Raw genomic sequence first — 21,787 nt, 5'->3', positions numbered from 1 at the left:
GTGCTTAGTGGTAGGCAAGCATCATATCAATGAGATTATAGGTTCCTTTATAACACGCTGGTCTGCAATGCCTCTGCTACTTCACGTTCCGTAATACCCTCTCCCCAATACGCGCTGTACTTTTCCTCGTCTTCGGCATGCTGTGTGGGTGTTAGTTCAGGGGCAACCTGCTTCAGCGCCTCCAGCAGCGCCTCGTAGGGCCTGTACCCCACGATCATCACCCCAGCCGCGCCCGGTTTATGTATGGTAAGCGTCGGGAAGCGTGTAATACCATGCAGGCGTGTTTTCTGCAAATCTTCCTCCAGGGCTTTTTTAGATGCCTCTCTCCCCAGTTCTTGTTCAAAGCGGCTGAAATCCAGCACCGCCGGCTTGCGCCTGGCAAGTTCACTGGCAACTTCCAGCAACACCTTGCGCTCTGAGATATCGCGCCCCTGCAGCATCACAGCTTCCCTTACGGCCCGCAAATATTGCTCCGCCGCCACCGGCGACTGCAGTTCCGCTGTCTTTACCGCCAGGCAAGCCGGGATGGAAGATTTGGGCGGATTCTCAAACCACACCCGGTCGTGTATGGGCATGCCGGACCTGTGCTTTGCCTCCAGCCAGAGCGGCCCCATTTGCAGGGGTCTGCTGATGGAGTTCATCGGGTCGCTGAAGCTGTCCCAGCTGGGTATGAGGCCACCCATGCGGTAGCGCCATTTTATCTTGCCGCTAAACGCGTAGCGTAGCTTGCGCCACTGCGGCTCAAAGGCCCAGCTCCAGCAGCAAAGAGGGTCGGTGTAGACCTCTATCTGCACCGACCCCTCCTGTTTTATTCTTTGCTTTTTTTCAGTTTCTGTCATTCTATCTTTGATTCAATCCCTATCAACTAGCAGTTGTTCGGGTATTCGCACCACTGGTTCTCTCCTGTTGGTACGGCTGCCTTCACCATCGCGCTGCGTTCTTTGCTCAAGGCTTCATTGGCCATGTCCACGCTTTTCATGGTTCGTGGCGTATCCGATGGCGGGTGGTTCTCGGTCATGCCGTACGACTCCACCACATGCGAGAAAGGCTCCTCCACATACTTCCAGGTCTCGCCCAGGTGCGGCGTCTGGCCCTCGTTCCATGGTCCCCGGGCATCGGCGCCGCTCGACAGGTTGAAGTAGCTGTTGCTGTAGCGTGGGTCGCCCTGCAACACCCCTGGCGGGAAGTTTGGCTGGATGGTTTCGAGCGCTGCCTCAAACATCTGGTAGTGCGCCACCTCGCGCGTCATCAGGAAGCGGAGCGTTTCCTTTACGTACGGGTCGTCGGTGAACTGCATCAGGTACTCGTACACAATCTTCGCCCTGGACTCTGCCGCCATGTCCGAGCGCAGATCCACGGTAGGGTCTCCGTTTGCATGGATGTAGGCTGCCGTCCACGGCACTCCCTGGCTGTTGCTTAACGTTGGTCCGCCGCCGCTTAAGGCGAAGAACTGCGGATTCATAAAAGCATTGTGAATAAACTCTTCTTTCTTGGCCTTGCCGTCGAGCAGCTGCATGATCTCGGATTCCTCAGCAGCGTTCTTGAGCTCGCCGTTTATAGGCCCCAGCAGCATCTGTATGGTGGCGCCCACTATCTCGAGGTGGCTGAACTCTTCTGTGGCGATGTCCATCAGCATGTCATACTTGTCGGGGAACGGTTGCCGCATGGCGAAAGACTGCACGAAATAGTTCATGGCTGCCGTCAACTCCCCGTTTGCTCCTCCGAACTGCTCCAGTAGCATACTGGCAAAGGCCGGGTCAGGCTTAGAGACGCGCGCGTTAAACTGTAGTTCTTTTACGTGGTAGAACATAGGCTTTCATAGTTAGTGGTTAAACAAAGGTGCTTAGTGTTCTATAAACGCGTTACGTCCCAATAAGGATATCTGCCTTCTCCTACAGCATTGTGACAGCTTTAGCTCCTGTTCTCCTCCTCCACCTGCTGTCTCCGGATCATGTCCAGCACCAACCCGGACCAGGTGAACTCCTCAGCCCCGTGCCCCTCGCCGGTGAAAGGGTTGTAATACTCACGGAAGCCGCTTTTGGCAATAAGCCGCTTTATACTTAGCAGCAAGTCCTGCGCCTCCTGCCTGTAGCCCGCCTCGAGCAGGTGCCCGTGCATAAACCAGTTGAACATCACCCACGTGGGGCCGCGCCAGATGTAGAGCGAGGCATCAGGGTTAAAAGCAGGCTCATTTACGGCCAGCGACGGGATGGGATAAGGAACATGGAAGCCATCCTTCTGCTGCAGGTGCCGGTGCAGCACGCGCTTGCACACCTCCTCGGGCACCTGGCGCAGCACCACCGGAAAGAAGATAGTGCCCGTCCTGACTTTAAGCTTTTGGAAATTATGCCCGGCCAGGTCGTAGAAAGCGGCATCGGCTTCATCATACATGTACCTGAGTATGCTCCTACCCGTTTTGTTGGCCTGTGTTTGATAGTATTGGCAAGCATCGTGGTCGCCAGCCAGGGAACACAATTGGGCCAGTGCCTCCAGATTCTGCGCATAGATGGTGTTAAAGGCTGCGTCCTTCACAATAAACCTGTTGCTCCGGTAAATGGCTGGCAGGTGATAGTTGTGGATGAAGTTGTGGGCATCTACCTGCAGCACCTTCCAGAACAGCAGCGGCCCCGCCTGCCCTTTGTCATACTGTAGCACAGGGTCAAAGCTTGCTTTCCAGTCCAGGCCCGATTCGTAGGGCGAGATGATGGAAAGCAGCCCCTCCCCTTCAAAATCGCGGTTGCGCTGCAGCCAGTTGTAGTAGGATGTTAGCCTGGGCAGCATCTCGTTTAGGAACTGCTGATCCGGTGTATGCCGGTAAATGCGCAGCACGGCCTCCGCAGCGAGAGGCGGCTGCACGAGTGCTGACATGTGCGGTTTGTACACCCGCAGCGCATCTTTAGGCCGGAGCTGAAAAATATCGGTGATGCGGGCGGGCCACAGGCGCTTCCAGTAACTCATGTGCCCCACAAAGCCATCGGGCCGCTGCATCTGAAAGAGGCTGCGCATGTGCTTTTTGGCCATGTCCACCTCGTCCATTGCCAGAAGTATAAACACATGGAAGCAGGTGTCCCAGAAATACTGATAAGGGTAAGTGCCCGGCGACGGTTTGGTGTAGTGGTAATCGAAACCTCCCCGCTGCCCGCTGATCATGTTCCGGTACAGCAGTTCGCGCACCTGCGATGCCATCTCCTCGTCTGTCAGCACCTCACGCTCCTGTGCCGCCTGTTCTTTATTTGATGTATTCATCCCAGCCCGCGTAAGTTTGCGTTTTAGGCCCCAGCGGGAGTGACAGTGCCGCCACTGCCAAACCCAGCACAATACCAGTTATACTTAAGCCGGTGGGGCTGTTGCCCAAAAACCAGGGCGCCACCGCCACTGTAAGCCCGAGCAGTAAGTTAAAGTAGCGCCCCCTGCGCAAAGGCTCCCCCATGCAGAAAATGGAGGTGACCACCACCAGCGAGCCCGCCAGGTGAAACACATCGGCCACAGTTTCTTTTATCGGCACCCCAAAAATACCGGGTGCAAACACCAGGGCTATTCCCAGCAGTGTGGCTACGGTCAGCGTCCAGGGAAAGCTGACGCCCCAGATGGAGGCGCTGTAAACGGGGCCTGGCTTCTGCGGGAAGGCCATCATTTCAGGTGCCTCGTCCTTTGCGTCACTCTCAATGTTGCCACCCTTCCAGAACACCTTCCAGAAGCTTTCGCCCTGGTTCACCTTTTTTTTCATAAACTGGCCCATGGCAATCACCTCATCCGCCTCCAACGGAATCATAGGGATCATGATAGCGGCGGCCAGCAGGCAGAAAAAGCACCAGGCGCCCACAATCACCGGCTGGCTTATTACCAGGAAGATGTGCACCATCCCCAGCGGAATTACAAGAATTCCGAAGATAGCCACCATCCAGGGCATGGTGCGCCAGCGGCTCGGGGCGCCCATCCAGCCCATCAAAAACTCGAACGTGTAGGCAATGGCGCCCAGGCCCGCATCAGACACCGGCATGCTGTGCGACATGGCCGAGTTAAGCACCTGCTCGCTCTGCTGCCCGAAGAAAGGATCCCAAACCGTATCGATGTAGCCCAGCTGGAAAGCAGCCAGGTAGCGCGACACGACCCAGCCCACAAAAGCCAGCACCATCATAATCCAGCGCTGCGGCCAGCTGGAGGGGTTATAGCTCCAGCCGGGAGGCGTGTCGGGTCCCATCTTCATGTACATGATCATGTTGGGCATACCCGGTATAAGTATGGTCAGGGCTATGATGAGTGCACCCACCATGGTATCGTTCAGGTAGGCCACTGCCGTGGGCGACCAGAACAGCAGCGGGGCCATGGTAAGCCAGATGCCGATAAAGCAGCAGATCCAGAGACTAACGGGTCGGTTAGGCGTAAGCCCGCGCCAACCGAAGAACATCAGCAAGGCGCCGCTGATGATGTCGCTCCATTTCATGAACCCGATGCGCTGCTCCATGCTGAGCCACACGCTCCTGCCGCCCGAGGGCTGCACAGTGCCGATGCCGTAGTCGAAGGTGAGCGGCGAGAGCAGCACCCAGGCGCCCAGGATGATGATCATCCAGTACACCCACAGCGTTTGCATGTGGTGCATGCGCAGCATCTTCTCCCGCATCTCGTCAGACATATCCATCCCCTGCATTTCCTTCCCTTTGTCCTTGCTGTGCTGCTCACTGTCGCCGTGCATTTCATGGTTGTGCTGCCGCACCTCTTTCTCGGCCATGGGTCGTGTTACGCCACGCATCCCCATGCTGCCCTTGTGGCTGCCGCCTTCACCGTTGTTCATCTTTTCCATAGTATAGTTATATATCTGCGGTGCACTTCGGTATACGGAGCTGTTGCGGCAGCGGTTAAATACACCGTATGAAGAGAATATCACCCTGACTACCAAACTCCTCCCCTCCACAGCCGTAATTCTATCCAACTAATGGAACATCACTTTAAGTAGGAGGAGGAAAAAATATGTCGATCAAAGATGTAGTGAATAGTATAAAAAAGGAGATAAAGGTGGTGCAGGGGGAAGAGACAAAAGACAAGCTCTACCAGAACCACAACGAATTTCAGACGGAGGCGGAGGCCCGGGAGGCGTTTGAGCGATCGAAGGCAAAGCTGTTTGACGTGAACATGTGGACAAAAATCGGCGGGGTAAACTCTACCTTTTACCTGTACGACGACCGTGGCCACCGCACCACAGCCAAAATGCCAGAAATAGGATATTATATTAAAATCATACTTCCGGGCTCGGACCTGGAGAACTGGGTAAGAGTGACGGCCGTGCGGGAGGAGGAGAACCTGGCAGAGTTCGTGGTGCACCCAAGCGAACAGCCGTCAGAACTCGGCGAGGGCGATGCCAAGATCGAGCACTTCTTTATAAAAGAGGCCAGCAGTACTTTCCGCGTAACCCGTGAAGGCAACAAGCTATCAGCCTTCGAGATTGGCCGCAACGAAGGCATTAACAACCATGGCGAGGAAGCCGGTGACCGCGCCGTGCTAAACACATTGGTGGCAGAGGGCGGCTGGGCTGGCTTCCAGGAGATGCAGTGGGATAACCTGACGCGCTACCTGGTGCACCTGGAGGAGGCAAAGGAAGTATAAAACAAATCAGAAAAGGCATCCCTTTATGGATGCCTTTTCTGATTATAATCTAAGCGGTGTTTTACATGCTTTTGTAGAAATTTGATTTAGGAAGAAGTATTTGCAAAAGGCCTTAGCATCAGCATCATAAACGTAGCTTCATCCGCTATCAATACGAGGCAGTTTAATGCACCAGCGATGCAACCTGCAGGCAATTGTAGGGGTCAGGGAGATAGGTACTATAAAACGCAACCTATGAAAACCCGCATCACTACTATTCTTGCATTCATGTTCTTCCTGTTTCTAGGCGTCAGCTGCGACAAAGAAGACGATGTAACCTGTGTTCAGGATTGCCTTGAAACATATCTGGAGCAAAACGAGATGGTACCTTATCAGGGCGAAGATCCAGGGTGCAAGTTTTATCTGACCTTGTACGAATACAAGCGCAAGCAATATTACGTGTTGGGGAATCACTGCGCCGATATGGTAGTATATCCCACAGACTGTAATGGAAACAAGCTATGCGAAGCAGCGGGAGATGCAACATGCGCCGACTTTTATGAAAACGCCAAGTACATTGGGATTGTGGGAATTCAGAAATAAATTAGACACGCCTCAGCATTCAGCTCCTATACTTGCTTATTTCACCTTTAAAGTTCAAGTATAAGAAGTATGGCTTCTAACCAACCACTGCATTGAATTCAGAAAAAGAAAAGATGCCCTCGGATGAGTTGCACGATGCGCTTGATCCACAACTGCCGGAGGAAAGACTACGGATTTTAGAAGCACAGGACACAACCGGGGCTTAGGATTTATACTTGTCCGCAACGGGAAATCCAAATACACCACCTGCTCTTGCCTGTTACTTAGAGTCATTCCTCACTTCCGGCTCGCTTTCTTTACCGGCTCCTCAGCTTTCAGATAGTTCGCGGCTTCTAAAAATGTAGGATTCCATACGTGCTTTTCCTGCGCCTTCAGGAAGTGCAACAGCTTACGGTGCGCCTCCAGCGACACATTCAGGCCATGTTCGCCGCCCACGCCATGAAAGAGAAACACCACTAGGCTGTTCGTTTTCATGGCTTCCTTCACCAGCGCAATCAGTTCCTCCCCCGTCTGCCCACTGATCATGTACGTGCCTATGTTGTAGAGGTCCTGCTCATTGCGCGGCACCATTTTGCCCTGCACACCACGTGCAGCCACAAAGTTTTCTTTAACCGCATCCACATAAGGCACGCCACCGACAGTCGTATCGCCGCAAGGATAGGCAAAGGTGCGCTCTGTTTTTCCGTCCACTGAATTTAGCATGGTGTTGGTGACCTTGATTTCGTCGGTGATGCGGCGCACTGTATAGGTAGCCAGGTCATACTCGGGCGTCACAAACTCACGGCCGGGGCGGCTGCCGATGCAGGGATGAAAAAGCGTGTGATTCGCGAGTTCATGTTTGTTTGAGGCTACCTTCTCCCACTCCTTTAGCCGCTCGGTGAAAGCGGGCGCAGCGGCAGTTAGAAAGAATGTACCCTTCAGCCCCAGCAAATCCAGGGCAGGTATGGCATTATCCAGATGCACGTGTAGGGCATCGTCATACGTGAGCACCACGGCCGCTCTTTTACCGTTCCACACGTTTTTCTGCTGCGCAAAAACCGGCAGGCCACAAAGGCAAAGTATAAGTATAACAACTGACTTCATAAAAGTTACTGTTTAGAATGGTGTTAACGAGGCTCCATACTTTCTCATCCATACTTGCACCGGCTTCTCCACAACTCCATGTTAAGTAAAGCACACACTTGCACTTCTTACACTACGTGTGGAGCGGCTTAGGATAAAGTATGATTGGATACCCAAGATAGTAAAATTAGCTATCCTCAGTTCCCGAAATTATAAAGCAGCGACTTAGTTGGCCGCTTCACCAGATACTTTTAAAAACTTTCAGCCCTACATCTTTTTTTACAGCATAGCGGCAGGAAACATATTCTACTGAAAGCTCAGGCTTTATACCGCACCTCGGGCTTGCAGTGGCTGCTTCACCGAAAAATTCTTAACATATCAACAAAAGAATTTATCCACAGAAAACCTGCACAAGCTGAATTACTTAGTTAATTATCCACGAAATGTACCCATACTTTTGATTTTTAATTCCTAAATCTTCAAATTACCTTCGTAACCCAAAACACGCGTACCATGATGCTAAACGGACAAAACACAAGTCTCCGAAACGACTGGAGCCTGGAAGAAATAAAAGCTATTTACTTTAAGCCAGTACTCGAACTGATCGTGGAGGCGGCTACTGTGCACAAGCAGTACCAGGCCACCGGCGAGGTGCAGGTGTGCACGCTGCTGTCGGTGAAAACAGGCGGCTGCTCCGAAGACTGTGCCTACTGCCCACAGGCGGCGCGCTACCACACCGGGGTGGATGTGCACAAACTGATGAGCCAAGACCAGGTGCTGACGGCGGCACAGCGCGCCAAAGAAGGTGGTTCTACCCGCTTCTGCATGGGCGCTGCCTGGCGCGAGGTGCGCGACAACCGCGACTTCGACAAGGTGCTGGACATGGTGAAAGGCGTGAACGACATGGGGCTGGAGGTTTGCTGTACACTGGGTATGGTGAACGAGTACCAGGCCGAGAAGCTGAAAGAAGCCGGATTGTATGCCTACAACCACAACCTGGACACCTCTGCTGAAAACTACGCCAGCATCATCACTACCCGCACCTACGATGATCGTTTGAACACAATTGATAACGTGCGCAAGGCCGGTATTTCGGTTTGCTCAGGTGGTATCATCGGTTTAGGCGAGACGGACGAAGACCGCATCGGCATGCTGCATACCTTGTCAACCATGGAGCAGCACCCGGAGTCGGTTCCGGTAAATGCCCTGGTGCCTGTTAAAGGAACCCCACTGGAGAACCAGCCGCTTGTTTCGGTTTGGGAGATGGTGCGCATGATCGCTACCGCGCGAATCCTGATGCCACAATCCATGGTGCGCCTGTCGGCTGGCCGTGAGCGCATGAGCGTAACAGACCAGGCACTTTGCTTCCTGGCTGGCGCCAACTCCATCTTTACCGGCGAAAAGCTGTTGACAACGCCTAACCCGGATTTCGATGCGGACAAAGCGATGTTCCAGTTGCTGGGCCTAAGCCCGAGAAAATCATTCAAGGAAGAAGCGCAGCCGGTGGTTGGGTAGACAAAAGACTATTTGACATAAGACAAAAGAGACATTTTAGTACAACAACTTCTAATTCCTTTGTCCTTTGTCACATCATCCTTTGTCATACAAGCTGCAGCAGAAGCTCACGGAGCGGAAAGAACAGGGAAATTTGCGGGCGTTAAAGACCACCTCCGGGCTGGTGGATTTCTGCTCAAATGATTATCTTGGTTTAGCGCGTTCCGAAAGGCTGCGGGAGCTGATCCGTGCCGAGGAACACAAGTACAAGCATCTGCCTTTGGGAGCAACCGGCTCCCGCCTTTTATCTGGTAACCACCTGCTTTTTGAGGAGCTGGAAAGTACGATTGCAGGCTTTCACCAGGCGGAGGCGGCCTTGCTTTTTAACTCCGGCTACACAGCTAATATTGGTTTGCTATCGGCTTTGCCACAGCGCGGCGATACCGTTTTTTACGATGAGGCCAGCCATGCCTCCATGAAAGACGGGCTGCGCCTCAGCTTTGCCAAAGCCTTCCCGTTTCGGCATAACAGCGTGGCGGATTTGCAGCAGAAGCTAAAACACGCTGCCGGGCAAGTATATGTGTTGGCGGAATCGGTTTACTCCATGGATGGCGACCAGGCTCCTTTAGAGGAACTGGCCCAAGTGTGTAACGAACATCAGGCAGCGCTTATAGTAGATGAGGCACATGCCGTGGGCCTCTACGGTGCGGAAGGCGAAGGACTTGTTTCGGCCCTGGGGCTGCAGCAGGACGTGTTTGCACGCGTGCTTACGTACGGCAAGGCCTTGGGAAGCCATGGTGCGGCCGTAGTAGGACCTAACGTGCTCCGCGACTTCCTCATCAATTACAGTCGCGCTTTTATTTATACTACCGGGCTGCCAACGCATGCGTTGGTGAGCCTGAAATGCGCTTATGTCTTGCTGCCCGATCTTGCTGAAGAGCGGGAAAGGGCAAAGAAGCTGGCGCACCAACTGTACCTAAAACTGAACACCTTGGAGGGCATTCGCTGCTCTCCCGAAAACAGCGTGATACTGTCTGTTTTCCCGCAACAGCCTCAGCGACTCAAAGAGTTGGCGGCTGCGCTGCAACAAGATGGTTTTGATGTACGGCCCGTGCTGTCGCCCACTGTGCCCCAGGGTACCGAGCGGCTGCGCATTATCGTGCATGCTTTTAATACAGAACAAGAAATTGAGGGCCTCGTGAAGGCCATAGCCAAAGGTACATGAAACAATATTTCGTAACAGGCATCGGAACGGACGTGGGCAAAACAGTTGCCGCAGCCATACTCACCGAGGCCCTGCAAGCTGACTACTGGAAACCCGTGCAAGCGGGCGGTCTCGACTTTACCGATACAGACACGGTGCAGAGCCTTGTCTCCAATACCCGTTCGGTTTTTCACCCGGAGGCTTACCGCCTCAAGATGGCTTCGTCCCCGCACAAGGCTGCCGCTGCCGAAGGCATTGAGATTGATGTAAAAGGACTGAAACTACCCGACACGCAGAATAACCTGATCGTGGAGGGAGCCGGTGGCCTGATGGTGCCCCTGAACAAACGCTACCTGGTGCTGGACCTGGTGCAGCAGTTGGGGCTGGAAGTGGTGCTGGTATCGCGCAACTACCTGGGAAGTATAAACCATACCCTGCTCACGGCAGAGGTGCTGCGTTACCGCAAAATTCCGGTGGCGGGCATTATCTTTAACGGCGAGGAAAACCAAACCTCCGAGGACTTTATCGTCAAGTATACCGGTTTGCGCCGCCTGCCGTCTATCCGTCAGGAAGCCGACTTTTGCAAGGATGCCGTGGCAACCTACGCCCGGGAGTTTAAAGCATACTTAGAAACAGCTCAGCCTATCGAAAAAACTTTACGATAAAAATTTAGGTGTGCCGAATCATACCTGTACTTAAACATACTTCCAAATGAACCTCGCCGAACGTGATCATAACGTCATCTGGCATCCCTATACCCAAATGAAAACCGCAGCGCTTCCTATTCCGATTGTTCGGGGCGAGGGGGCGCTTTTGTTTTCTGACGATGGCAAGACCTATATTGATGCCGTAGCCTCGTGGTGGGTAAACCTGCACGGACACGCACACCCTTACATCGCGCAAAAAGTAGCGGAGCAGCTGAACACGTTGGAGCACGTCATTTTTGCGGGTTTCACGCATCCGGCTGCCATTACCTTTGCCGAGCGCCTGCTGCAGATTTTGCCCAAAGGCCAGAGCCGCATCTTCTACTCCGACAACGGCTCAACAGCCGTGGAGGTAGCCATGAAAATGGCCATTCAGTACTGGAGCAATCTCGGCACGCCCAAACGAAAAATAGTCGCCTTCCGCGACAGCTACCACGGCGATACCTTTGGCGCCATGGCTGTGAGCGCTCGCAGTGCGTTTACAGCGCCGTTCTGGTCGTACTTGTTTGAAGTATGTTTTGTTGATGTGCCGGTGCCGGGCGAGGAAGAAGAAACGATCAAGCAACTGGAGGCCTACGCTTTGGCTGGTGATGTAGCCGCTTTTATCTATGAGCCACTGGTGCTGGGCACGGCCGGCATGGTAATGTACACACCGCAAGTGCTGGACCGCCTGCTGGAAGTTTGCCAGCAGCACAGCATCCTCACGATTGCCGATGAGGTGATGACGGGCTTCGGCCGCACCGGCCGCACCTTCGCCTCTGATTACCTACAGCACCAACCCGACATTATTTGTATGTCCAAGGGTTTAACAGGTGGCACGATGGCCTTAGGCGCAACCTCCGCATCTGAGAAAGTGTATGATGCCTTCTTAAGTGATGACAAGGGCAAAACTTTATTTCATGGCCACAGCTATACCGGCAATCCCGTTGCCTGCGCCGCGGGCCTGGCAAGTATGGATTTGCTCCTAAAGCAGGAGACTCAGGATTGCATAAAGCGAATCGAGACAAGGCATGCAGCCTTTGCTGCAAGTATAAAAGCGCTTCCTCAGGTGGCACAGGTGCGACAGCAGGGGACCATTCTGGCCGTGGAGTTCGCAGATGGCACCACATCATACTTCAGCGACCTGCGCGACACCCTTTACAGCTATGGCCTGGACCACGGCGTCGTCCTGCGTCCGCTGGGTAACATTATCTACATCATACCCCCCTACTGCATCACCGATACACAACTGGACCAAGTTTACCAGGTAATCCGGGGCATGCAGCAGATTGTATCCGGCGATAAGAGCTACCCTCGCCCGGACCAAACCACTTTGCACGATTAAGGAACTGCATGAAGGCTTCGGTTGATCATATTCTTATTAAACAGAGCCAAGGCATAATTTAAAGTATAGGGAACGGATAACAGTTATCTCGGGAGTTATAAAGTTTGGCAGGCATCTGTAGCGGGTGGCTCCATTTGAAAATTTATCGCGTACCTTTGCTGCCGTTTTGGAGCAACAGAAGCAACATATTGTCATCCGCGGCTGTGGTGTCATCTCACCACTCGGCTTTGATGCGGCCTCAATAGCCCAAGCCTACCTGAATGGTACTCCCGCTTTCACGCAGATTCCACACCAAGGCACTCCTACTCCTGTGGCGGCACTGCCTGCTGCTGCCGAACTGCAGCTGCAGCAACTTGTACACGCTAACCCAACTTACAAGCAGTTGGACCGCTCCGTGCTGCTGGCCATGTATGCCGCTAAGCAGGCAGCATCCCAGGCGGGATGGCTTCAGGAGAATTTTACTTCGGATGACGACCTGGCGGTAAACATTGGATCATCCCGCGGGGCAACCGGTCTGTTTGAGCAACACTTTGAGGCTTTTCAACAGGAGCAGCTTTCGTCCAGCGCCTCTCCCACCACCACACTCGGCAACTTATCCAGCTGGGTGGCGCATGCCGTAAACGCCGGTGGTGCCCAGATCAGCCACTCCATTACCTGCAGCACAGCCCTTATGGCTGTGGCCAACGGAGTTGCCTGGCTTAAAGCAGGTATGGCGAAGCGTTTTCTGGCCGGAGGTACCGAAGCGCCACTCACGGACTTTACCATTGCCCAGATGAAGGCTGTTAGCATCTACTCCAAACTTTACGATCACCCCTATCCTTGCCAGCCATACGCCCAGGAAAAGCAAAATACATTTACGCTTGGCGAAGGTGCCGCCGTATTTGCGCTGGAGCAGATTAACCAACCCAAGGCAGGGGCAGTGTGCATCGAAGCCGTTGGTTTGGGCTTTGAGAAGCTGACAAGTAAAACTGGCATATCAGCAGAAGGACTGAATTTCCAGAAGGCTATGCGGCAGGCACTGGCGCAACTGCCGGAGCAAGACCGAAGCGTAGACCTCATCATTACCCACACGCCCGGCACCCGTGCCGGCGACAAGGCTGAACTCACTGCCATACAGGCAGTGTTTGGCTCTAATCTTCCATCTCTCACCACCAACAAGTGGCTTATCGGCCACACCCTGGGGGCATCCGGCGCTTTGAGCATGCAGTATGCTTTACACATTCTGCAGCGGCAGCATGTTCCCTCACTCCCCTACCCCCATCTTCTTGTGCAGCAACCCGCCTTACGTTACAGGCGGATTATGATCAATGCCGCAGGTTTTGGCGGCAACGCAGCAAGCATTGTTGTCGGCATCCTATAGCTAAGATAAATCTCCTGCATCCACTGTTCGCATTAGCACTTTTACTATTATTTTTTAATGAATTGATCTAGCTGTAGTAACTCAGGGGACACCAATTCAGTACAATAAAAAATATAGGAAAAACAAAAGCGCCCAATTGTCTTATTACCCCGGCATTACCTGTTGGCTGCTTCTAGTTGTTCTATACACGTATTATATAGTATTAGATGTTTTCAATAACAATTAAATATAATATAAACTATATTGTATTTAATTTAAAGTGCAATTATATAATGCAATTTTTACATAAGTGCAATTAGAATAATTTTAGATTACATGAAAAAAACTTTACATCTCAGATCATTCCTCCTGTTGCTGTTCGCTCTGTTCTTATGGTCCGGCACAGCTTCAGCCCAGACACCCGGTCTCATTTATAACCCAGCCTCATCAGGAGGCGCAAAAATACTGGATCCCAACGGCGACGGCTATGTGTCGCGCACGGCTACCGGCTTTCCTGGAACGTCAGACGAAGGAGCTAGCTTCAGTGAGATACCTTACAGGCCTTTTCCGGCTTTGTTGACAGAACCCTTAGGAGATTTGAACACAGGTGCCACGGGCGGACATACAGATCTGGCACCGCCCGCCACGCCAACAACGGCACCTTCCACAGGTTCTCCCATTACCGCTTTTTTCGATGGCACAAACCTGATGTTCCGCATACGGTTAGGTGGTTCTTCCACAGCTTCAAAAGGTTACAGCGTCCTGATCGACAGCGACGGTAAATTTGATGGAACAGGCACCAACCCAGGTTTTGAGTATGAGGTGCTGCTTGCCTCCAACTTTGCAGTTCAGATTATTCATCACGGTGCAAGCGGAAGCCCTGTAATCTTTAGTGGATCCGTGGCTCAGTATTCGCAGAAGGCGGTTGCAGCCTCTACATCAGGCGGTAACCCCGACTACTTCTACGACTATTATGTACCGCTTTCAGCCTTCAGAGGAGGTATTACCGCTTCTACACCGCTGCGCATGAGCGGTATCACGATAACAAGTGCACAAAGTGGTCTAACAGGTACCGTGTCGGATGTGGGGGGTGTGAACTTTCAGGCTTATAACTACGATGCTCCCGCTGCATGGCGTGCATTAATTAACTCCTTTCCGGCAACCAGCCTAAACACCTTACAGACATCCGGCTTCCCACAGATAGCTGCCGTAGCACCGGTAGTAACAGGACCTATTCTGGCTAACAACACATCTATTACCGGTACTTCGGTAGAAGCTCCAGGATCGGTAGTGACAGTTTATCGGAATGGAACGGCGATTTGTGGTGGCGCAGGACAACCTACCTGCCCTACAGTAACGGCTAATGGCACCTGGACGATAACTGGCCTACCCGCAACTCTGCTTGCTGCAGGCAATACTATTACGGCGACTGTTTTGGCTCCGAACAAGAGTATGTCGGTCGCTTCTAACACAGTAACTGTAGTTTCAGGCGCCTGTACCTCCACTACCGCACCTAGAATAACCGGTATGACGAGTAGCGGAAATACACGTTATTTGATTCTGATGCCTAGTTTTACTGGAACACAAATCATTAAGATTTACAACCTTACTAATAACTCCGTTGCTACCTCGGCCGTGCTTAATTTAACAGCCGGAACGACTTTTACTGGGTCTACCACTCCTTTTATAGCAGCCTCTAATAGTAGCTATGTCATTACCTCCACTCCTACAGATGCCGCAGGCAACATTACAGGATGTGAATCGCTCAGGTCAAATCAACTGTGCCATGCCACGGGAGGAAACGCTTCTTACAACAGTCAAATCATAAGCATTACCGGAGCTACCTATAATGGGGTAACGTTTACAAACGTCTCCAATTTAAGTATCCCGACAAATCTTACGTCTTTAACAGTATCGGTGAACCCTAACGAAACAACAACGACGGGCGGCAACCTGGTGCTTTACGTAAATGGTGTAGCTACAAGCTTCACGCAAGCCATTCCTCAGTTATCGACTACAACTACCTACACGCTGAATACCCCAGGTATCAGACTTACTCCAGGCGATGTTGTAGCTGTGCGGTCTCAGATTAGCACAAGTACCCTATGTGCGAATGCTATTTCTACTCCTTCTAACTTACTTACTGTAAGAGAAACCACGGCTACTCCAGTTATCAACCCAATTACTACCTGCGGCCCTGTAAGACTCATAACCGGTACTTCGACAGAACCAGGTAGTGTGGTAACCATATTTGCCAATGGGGTGAGCACTGGCCTAACAGGCACTGTAAATGCAAATGGATTCTGGTCTGTTGATCTATCATCCCTGAACAATGGAACGGGAATTGCAGCTGGTGTTCCGATCACAGCCAGGGCTACTACTGCAGGAAAAGCAACCAGCCTGACATCCAACACAGTTACTTCAAATCCTGCACCTACTGGAACAATTACTGTAACGGGGCCAATTACCGAAGGTCAAACAACCATAAGCGGTATAGCCCCGGCTAACTCCATTGTTACGCTATATGTAGAGGGCAGCCCATACAATCCTGTAACAGCAAACAGTAATGGTAACTTTGTACTGGAAGGTTTTAACCCTCTGGAGATATTTGCAGGTGCCGCTATTACAGCCAGCTTCAGAACATCAGAAACAGGCTGCGAGAGTGCGAAAACAGCTCCGCTGATTGTACAATGTGTGCCACCATCTTCGGGACCAACGGTAAGTCCAACAGCCAGCACAGTATGCGTTGGCAGCAGCGCTACTGTCACAGTTGGCAATTCAGAACGAGGAGTTGCCTACAGGTTGGTTACAGAGTCCGGTACCAGTCCTAACTTTACTTACTCAGAAACAGGTAGCTCTGTGCTTGGCACAGGGGGAACGATCACTTTAACCTCCGGACCGATCACTGCCGCTACTACGCTTCGCGTAAGGGCAAGGAAAATAAACGGATCAGCATGCGAGGTGTTGCTAGGTAGAGTAAGCGTAAGCATAAATCCGTTGCCACCTAACAATTATGGTGTTTCCATAAACAGCCCCAGCGGTTGTGCAGGAGCTTCTCCTGTTATTACGTTGAGCGGTGCACAGCCGGGCTACAGATATGAGTTGATCAACGATGCTACCAAAGAATTAGTACTAACAACTAGCGGCAGTCCTAACCCTAGAACTGGCCCAACTACAACAGGACCAATAAGCTTCACTATAGCCTCCGTTAGTGCAACCACAACGTATGGTATCCGGATTGTAAATACAACGCAGACCAACACAAGCTGCGCTGTAGAAAACGCTAACAAGGTAACTTATACTGTTGCTGGCCCACGTACAGACCAAGCAGTTAGAATAAGCACCACACGGACATGCCCTGGTGGAGCTGCGGTTATATATGTTGACACGAACAACGATGGGGCTACTTACAGACTCTTCAGAGCAGATGGCTCAGGAAGCGGCACAGAGATCACGGGAACAGGAGCTCCTTTTATAGGCAATGGAACGACGCGGTCAGTTACAGTAAGTCCAGCCACAACAGGTCTCCATACTTACTATTTCACAGCCTCTGCAAATAACTGCACGGTAAACCTCACCAACAGGGTAACTCTGGAAATCAGCGACGCAGGCCGCTCGGTTTCTGCCGGAGCAGAACAAACAGTTTGTGGCAGCACGGTTACGCTACAAGGTAGTGATCCGGCTCCAGGCACAGGAAAATGGTCAGTAAGCACGGCAACAGAGGGAACTAATGCAAATCCTACCTTCGCGGACGTGAACAGTGCCAGTACAACAGTATCGGGCCTTACATCAGGAACATATGTTTTCACCTGGACGGTGACTACTCCTATCTGTGGCGATAAATCTGCCAACACTACGGTAATAATAAACTGCCCTACCACCTATAACATAGCACCGCCAAAGTATGTGAACCAGTATGCTGTCAATAATGTGCTAGCTACAGCTACAGACACAGACAAGCTTCCTTCTTCACCAGCTTCAGCCAACGGAGTTAGAGATGCTCAAGTAGTTGCAGGCACTGCTTTGCCCCCTGGAACAGGGCTGCTAGGTAATGGCAATGTTGTTGTAACAGATCCTAGAGCTTTGATTCCTGGCACCTATACGTTTAGCGTGTTTACAATTGATCAGCGAGGCGGTACAACAACAACCTCGCTCACGATCATCATCTACGGACAAGAACCCGCTATCGTACCACTCCCAGTTGAGCTGGTATACTTCACTGGCACTGTGCAGAACGGTAAAGTGAACCTGAAGTGGCTCACAGCTTCCGAAGAGAACAACAAAGAGTTCGTAGTAGAGCGAAGCGCAGATGGTAAAACGTTTGAGCCAATCGGAACTGTGGCCGGCGCCGGTACTACGGTACAGGAGCAGCGCTATACCTTCATCGATTCGCAGCCGCTCTCCGGGGCTGTTTACTACAGGCTGAAGCAGGTAGACTTTGATGGGGAGTTCGCTTACAGCAACGTAATCGCCATCAGCCTGAAGGGTGTGGAAGCACTCGCACAACTGCAAGTATGGCCGAACCCATTTGAGCGGGAAATCAATCTGACAGTGACGGCTCCTGCCGCCGGTGAGGCAAGTGTACGCCTGGTGGATATGCGCGGTCAGGAAGTATACCGTGGCAAAGTGCAACTGCAGCCTGGGGTAAACGAGCTGAAGCTTCCGATTAGGGGCCTAAGCACTGGCATGTATATCCTGCGCCTACAAGGCAACGATGTAAGTGGCACGGCCAAGATCATGAAAAAATAAATTTCAGAAACAGCTAATTCTTGAAAGACCGGTTGCCATGGGCAGCCGGTCTTTTTTGCTTACAACTGTTTGCGATCACGCGCGGGTTAAAATATACCTGCAAGACCATGGTGTACGCAAGTGCACCGTGTAATTTAAAATGCCTGTTAGATTCCCCCGGCAGACTTCAGTTACACCTGCCAAAGTCTGCGCTGCTCTATCATATTGACAGATACACCACAATCTATGCGCACAAGTACAGAACAGTACTCAAGTTTTCGTACTTTTGCAGCTACTTATACAAATCCTGTTTTCATACCTATATCCATGAAAATACTGAAGTTCGGCGGCACCTCTGTGGGGTCTGCTGATAGAATGAAGGCGGTAGCCTCTCTCATCCAGAGCGATGAGCCAACAATCGTAGTGCTTTCGGCTATGTCGGGCACTACCAACAGCCTGGTGCAAATTGCCGAGAAGCTGTTCCAGAACGATAAAGCAGAAGCAAGGGCGCTCATCAATGCGCTGCACGACAAGTATAAACAGGTAGTAGACGCGCTCTACACCACCGACGAGAAAAAGAAACAGGCAAACGGACTGCTGACGCAACATTTTGAACACCTGACGGCCTTTACCCTAGATCTTTTCACTGTACATGAAGAGCGCGCGGTGCTGGCGCAGGGCGAATTGCTGAGTACCGCCTTGTTTCAGTTTTTCCTGGAGGAGCACAGTATAACATCCGTACTGCTGCCCGCGCTTAACTTCATGAAGATAGACGAGAACGAGGAGCCGGATGCTGCTTACATCGCGAAGAACCTGCAGAAAGAACTGGCCCTGCACCCGGATGTGAAACTGTTTATAACACAGGGATACATTTGCCGCAATGCATTTGGTGAGGTCGACAACCTGAAGCGCGGCGGCTCTGACTACTCTGCCTCGCTGATCGGGGCGGCGGCAGACGCAGCTGAGATTCAAATCTGGACTGATATCGACGGCATGCACAACAACGACCCGCGCATCGTGAAAAACACCTACCCAATTGCGGAGCTGTCATACGATGAGGCGGCGGAGCTGGCATACTTTGGCGCTAAGATCCTGCACCCAAGCAGCGTATTGCCGGCTAAGCAGAAGAACATTCCGGTGCGCCTGTTGAACACCATGGAGCCTGAGGCAAAAGGCACCACCATCTCCTCGACTTCTGAGGGTGGCAAGTTGAAAGCGGTGGCCGCGAAAGACGGCATCACGGCAATCAAAATTAAATCGGGCCGCATGCTGCTGGCCTATGGCTTCCTGCGCAGTGTGTTTGAGGTGTTCGAGCGCTTTAAAACGCCTATCGACATGATAACCACCTCGGAGGTAGCTGTGTCACTGACAATCGATAACGACAAGTACCTGGACGAGATCGTGGCTGAGCTGACGAAATTCGGACAGGTAGAGGTAGATCGGGAGCAGACAATTGTTTGCGTGGTGGGTGATTTTATTGCCGAGCGAAGCGGCTCCGGCCTGGCTATTTTTGAGGCGCTGAAGCAAATCCCGCTGCGTATGATCTCGTACGGCGGCAGCAAGAATAATATTAGCCTCCTGATCAACACAGAGAACAAGGTGGAGGCATTAACGAAACTGAACGATGGAATTTTTAGCAGAAACTGAGCCCATGCTGAACCTGAACCCGGAGCAGTTGCAGCAACATGCTACCCCACTTTATGTATATGACTTGAACCTGCTGCGCCAAACGCTGCAGTTTGCTCAGCAGGAAGCAGGCAAGTATAACTTTCACGTGCACTACGCCCTGAAAGCGAATGCAAACGGACCTATACTTGATGCGATGCGCGAATTTGGCTTTGGTGCCGATTGTGTAAGCGGCAACGAGGTTAAAGCGGCCATCGAAAATGGTTTTGCGGCGAAGGATGTCGTTTTTGCAGGCGTAGGCAAATCTGATGCAGAGATAAACTATGCGCTAGAGCAAGAAATCTTCTGCTTCAACTGCGAATCGAGCCATGAATTGGAGGTGCTGAACGAGCTGGCTGAGAAGAAAGGTACCGTAGCCCGTATCGCGCTGCGCATCAACCCGAACGTAAATGCCAACACACACAAGTATATCACCACAGGGCTAGAGGAAAACAAGTTCGGCATTAACGCCTGGGAACTGGAAGCCGTGCTGGATCTGATTCAGAAGCTGAAGCACATCCAGCTGATCGGTATCCATTTCCACATCGGCTCCCAGATTACAGACCTAACGGTGTTCAAGAACCTGTGTACGCGGGTGAACGAGTTTCAGGAGTGGTTCCTGGCACGCAACATCATGCTGGAGCACGTGAATGTAGGTGGCGGCCTGGGCGTGGATTATTATGCGCCAGAGCAAAACCTCATTCCGGACTTTGCCGCCTACTTTGGGCTGTTCAACCAATTCCTGGAGCTTCGTCCGGGGCAGCAGGTGCACTTTGAGCTAGGTCGGGCGCTGGTGGCGCAATGCGGCACGCTGGTATCGAGGGTGCTGTACATCAAGAATGGTGTGACAACAAACTTCGCCATACTTGATGCCGGCATGACGGAGCTTATCCGCCCTGCCCTGTACCAGTCGTATCACAAAATACAGAACCTGACAAGCCAGAAGCAGGAAGTGCGCTACGATGTGGTGGGGCCTATCTGCGAGTCGAGCGATTGCTTTGGCAAAGCGGTGAACCTGCCTGAGACCAATCGCGGCGACTTGATCGCCATCCGCACGGCCGGTGCCTACGGCGAGGTAATGGCCTCAGGATACAACCTGCGCGAGAAGGCACAGGCGATTTACATTTAAAAATGCAGCTACAAAAAAGGCCTGCTCCCATTATCCGGGAGCAGGCCTTTTTTGTAGCTGTGCTGTGTTATTGCGCCAGGGCCAATCTGCTTCTGCGTGTAACCACGGGGTAAGTAGTTTCCTCTGATACTTGCAGCGACACCACAAAATCCGGCTCGGCATGGGCTATTCCGGGTTTATTTTTCAGGAAGTTAGCCAATTCCAGCGCATTTCCTTTAGAGTCTTTGTCTACCCGCACCAGGTAAGTTTTTCCGCTAAGCTGCATCAGCACTTCTGCACGGTAAGTAGTCGCTAACTGTTGCAAGGCCGCATCCTGCCCGTCCTGAACGGTTACGATTGCTTCGTTGCTGATACCGAGCAATCCGTCTTCATTCAGGAAGTAAGGTGCTACGTACGTGATAGCTGCCTCTCCGGCCAGCAGGCGCATGGCCCGCTCTACTTCTTTACAATTCAAGCCGTCCGTAAGCTCCACATTGTGCAATATGGCTGAGTTAGAGCTTAACTGTCCGTTTTTGCCTTTCACAAATTCATACTTTGCCAGTATATCCGCCTCGGCTTCAGTGCTGAGGCCATCAGAAAAACTCACCAGCACCTGCTTTGTAAACACGCTCCCCAGGCTTTTCTTCTGATTATCAAGAAAGTAAGTATAACTGACACAAGGTCCGTCACCCGCTTGCACGCGCAGTAACGTAGGGCCGGCTTTAACATTTCGGATTGGTGAGGCTTCTTCCTGGCGGCAGGAAGAAAATGCCAAAATCATAATCAGGGATGAGAGAAAGGGTAGGTATATTTTTATCATCTCAGTACAAGTTAAACCAATAACTATTTGATTTATTGTACGGTAAGATTTTACAATCAGCTATGATTTTATCAATTAAAATATTAATATAGTGCAAATAATATATTGTACAATCGTTATGCTTTAAAGTTAAGATGGTAAAGCTTTAAATAATTA

General features: G+C 51.8%; 16 protein-coding genes. 10 read left to right on the top strand and 6 right to left on the bottom strand.

Going from position 1 to position 21,787, the window contains the following annotated elements; genetic code table 11:
- Nucleotides 1-47: 47 nt before the first annotated feature.
- From A0W33_RS14895 to A0W33_RS14880, 4 genes are all read right to left on the bottom strand, one after another.
- Complete coding sequence (locus A0W33_RS14895) at nucleotides 48-839, bottom strand: DsbA family oxidoreductase (protein WP_068838922.1); 792 nt, start codon at nucleotides 837-839, stop codon at nucleotides 48-50.
- Nucleotides 840-865: 26 nt separating this feature from the next.
- Nucleotides 866-1,810 carry a manganese catalase family protein gene (locus A0W33_RS14890; protein ID WP_068838921.1) on the bottom strand — a complete coding sequence of 315 codons (945 nt, stop codon included), beginning with the start codon at nucleotides 1,808-1,810 and terminating at the stop codon, nucleotides 866-868.
- Between the two features lie 101 nt (nucleotides 1,811-1,911).
- Nucleotides 1,912-3,246 carry an amylo-alpha-1,6-glucosidase gene (locus A0W33_RS14885; protein ID WP_229802295.1) on the bottom strand — a complete coding sequence of 445 codons (1,335 nt, stop codon included), beginning with the start codon at nucleotides 3,244-3,246 and terminating at the stop codon, nucleotides 1,912-1,914.
- Nucleotides 3,230-4,801: a vitamin K epoxide reductase family protein gene (locus A0W33_RS14880; protein WP_068838920.1), complete on the bottom strand. Its 1,572-nt coding sequence runs from the start codon at nucleotides 4,799-4,801 to the stop codon at nucleotides 3,230-3,232. The genes A0W33_RS14885 and A0W33_RS14880 overlap by 17 nt, the downstream gene beginning before the upstream one ends.
- Nucleotides 4,802-4,968: 167 nt before the next feature.
- Between A0W33_RS14880 and A0W33_RS14875 the strand changes: the two genes are divergently transcribed.
- Both A0W33_RS14875 and A0W33_RS14870 read left to right on the top strand, forming a co-directional pair.
- A complete protein-coding gene (locus tag A0W33_RS14875) occupies nucleotides 4,969-5,601 on the top strand; it encodes a hypothetical protein (protein ID WP_068838919.1) in 633 nt (210 codons plus the stop codon).
- 234 nt (nucleotides 5,602-5,835) lie between these two features.
- On the top strand, nucleotides 5,836-6,183 hold the full coding sequence (locus tag A0W33_RS14870; protein ID WP_139237226.1) for a DUF6970 domain-containing protein: 348 nt from the start codon (nucleotides 5,836-5,838) through the stop codon (nucleotides 6,181-6,183).
- Nucleotides 6,184-6,459: 276 nt separating this feature from the next.
- Here A0W33_RS14870 and A0W33_RS14865 read toward each other — a convergent pair whose 3' ends face one another.
- Nucleotides 6,460-7,266 carry a polysaccharide deacetylase family protein gene (locus A0W33_RS14865; protein WP_068838917.1) on the bottom strand — a complete coding sequence of 269 codons (807 nt, stop codon included), beginning with the start codon at nucleotides 7,264-7,266 and terminating at the stop codon, nucleotides 6,460-6,462.
- A 492-nt stretch (nucleotides 7,267-7,758) separates the two neighbouring features.
- On the opposite strand from A0W33_RS14865, the gene bioB reads away from it, so the two are divergent.
- From bioB to lysA, 8 genes are all read left to right on the top strand, one after another.
- Nucleotides 7,759-8,760 (top strand): biotin synthase BioB, encoded by a 1,002-nt coding sequence (bioB, locus tag A0W33_RS14860; protein ID WP_068838916.1) that lies wholly within the window; start codon nucleotides 7,759-7,761, stop codon nucleotides 8,758-8,760.
- Between the two features lie 82 nt (nucleotides 8,761-8,842).
- On the top strand, nucleotides 8,843-9,964 hold the full coding sequence (locus tag A0W33_RS14855) for an aminotransferase class I/II-fold pyridoxal phosphate-dependent enzyme (protein WP_229802296.1): 1,122 nt from the start codon (nucleotides 8,843-8,845) through the stop codon (nucleotides 9,962-9,964).
- Nucleotides 9,961-10,608 (top strand): dethiobiotin synthase, encoded by a 648-nt coding sequence (bioD, locus tag A0W33_RS14850; protein ID WP_068838914.1) that lies wholly within the window; start codon nucleotides 9,961-9,963, stop codon nucleotides 10,606-10,608. Before A0W33_RS14855 ends, bioD begins: the two co-directional genes overlap by 4 nt.
- Nucleotides 10,609-10,654: 46 nt before the next feature.
- The gene (bioA, locus tag A0W33_RS14845) at nucleotides 10,655-11,971 is read left to right on the top strand and encodes an adenosylmethionine--8-amino-7-oxononanoate transaminase (protein ID WP_068838913.1); all 1,317 of its coding nucleotides are present in this window, start codon (nucleotides 10,655-10,657) and stop codon (nucleotides 11,969-11,971) included.
- Between the two features lie 166 nt (nucleotides 11,972-12,137).
- Nucleotides 12,138-13,331: a beta-ketoacyl synthase N-terminal-like domain-containing protein gene (locus A0W33_RS14840; protein WP_068840158.1), complete on the top strand. Its 1,194-nt coding sequence runs from the start codon at nucleotides 12,138-12,140 to the stop codon at nucleotides 13,329-13,331.
- A 315-nt stretch (nucleotides 13,332-13,646) separates the two neighbouring features.
- Complete coding sequence (locus A0W33_RS20770) at nucleotides 13,647-18,059, top strand: T9SS type A sorting domain-containing protein (protein WP_082815253.1); 4,413 nt, start codon at nucleotides 13,647-13,649, stop codon at nucleotides 18,057-18,059.
- 306 nt (nucleotides 18,060-18,365) lie between these two features.
- Nucleotides 18,366-19,685 carry an aspartate kinase gene (locus A0W33_RS14830; protein ID WP_068838912.1) on the top strand — a complete coding sequence of 440 codons (1,320 nt, stop codon included), beginning with the start codon at nucleotides 18,366-18,368 and terminating at the stop codon, nucleotides 19,683-19,685.
- Nucleotides 19,663-20,832 (top strand): diaminopimelate decarboxylase, encoded by a 1,170-nt coding sequence (lysA, locus tag A0W33_RS14825; RefSeq protein WP_229802297.1) that lies wholly within the window; start codon nucleotides 19,663-19,665, stop codon nucleotides 20,830-20,832. The genes A0W33_RS14830 and lysA overlap by 23 nt, the downstream gene beginning before the upstream one ends.
- A gap of 67 nt (nucleotides 20,833-20,899) precedes the next feature.
- Here the strand turns inward: lysA and A0W33_RS14820 are convergent, their stop codons facing one another.
- Entirely contained in the window at nucleotides 20,900-21,631 is a 732-nt protein-coding gene (locus A0W33_RS14820) for a S8 family serine peptidase (protein ID WP_068838910.1), read from the bottom strand.
- Nucleotides 21,632-21,787 lie beyond the last annotated feature (156 nt).

It is taken from the genome of Pontibacter akesuensis, from assembly GCF_001611675.1.
GTDB classification, from domain to species: domain Bacteria; phylum Bacteroidota; class Bacteroidia; order Cytophagales; family Hymenobacteraceae; genus Pontibacter; species Pontibacter akesuensis.
This window is presented reverse-complemented; position numbering and strand designations above follow the sequence as displayed.

Bases quoted from the DNA above. Each gene is read 5' to 3' on its own strand.
- A0W33_RS14885 (WP_229802295.1), bottom strand. From the start codon at position 3,246: ATGAATACATCAAATAAAGAACAGGCGGCACAGGAGCGTGAGGTGCTG.
- A0W33_RS14875 (WP_068838919.1), top strand. From the start codon at position 4,969: ATGTCGATCAAAGATGTAGTGAATAGTATAAAAAAGGAGATAAAGGTG.
- A0W33_RS20770 (WP_082815253.1), top strand. From the start codon at position 13,647: ATGAAAAAAACTTTACATCTCAGATCATTCCTCCTGTTGCTGTTCGCT.
- bioB (WP_068838916.1), top strand. From the start codon at position 7,759: ATGATGCTAAACGGACAAAACACAAGTCTCCGAAACGACTGGAGCCTG.
- A0W33_RS14880 (WP_068838920.1), bottom strand. From the start codon at position 4,801: ATGGAAAAGATGAACAACGGTGAAGGCGGCAGCCACAAGGGCAGCATG.
- A0W33_RS14895 (WP_068838922.1), bottom strand. From the start codon at position 839: ATGACAGAAACTGAAAAAAAGCAAAGAATAAAACAGGAGGGGTCGGTG.
- A0W33_RS14870 (WP_139237226.1), top strand. From the start codon at position 5,836: ATGAAAACCCGCATCACTACTATTCTTGCATTCATGTTCTTCCTGTTT.
- A0W33_RS14890 (WP_068838921.1), bottom strand. From the start codon at position 1,810: ATGTTCTACCACGTAAAAGAACTACAGTTTAACGCGCGCGTCTCTAAG.
- bioD (WP_068838914.1), top strand. From the start codon at position 9,961: ATGAAACAATATTTCGTAACAGGCATCGGAACGGACGTGGGCAAAACA.
- A0W33_RS14865 (WP_068838917.1), bottom strand. From the start codon at position 7,266: ATGAAGTCAGTTGTTATACTTATACTTTGCCTTTGTGGCCTGCCGGTT.
- A0W33_RS14820 (WP_068838910.1), bottom strand. From the start codon at position 21,631: ATGATAAAAATATACCTACCCTTTCTCTCATCCCTGATTATGATTTTG.
- A0W33_RS14830 (WP_068838912.1), top strand. From the start codon at position 18,366: ATGAAAATACTGAAGTTCGGCGGCACCTCTGTGGGGTCTGCTGATAGA.
- bioA (WP_068838913.1), top strand. From the start codon at position 10,655: ATGAACCTCGCCGAACGTGATCATAACGTCATCTGGCATCCCTATACC.
- lysA (WP_229802297.1), top strand. From the start codon at position 19,663: ATGGAATTTTTAGCAGAAACTGAGCCCATGCTGAACCTGAACCCGGAG.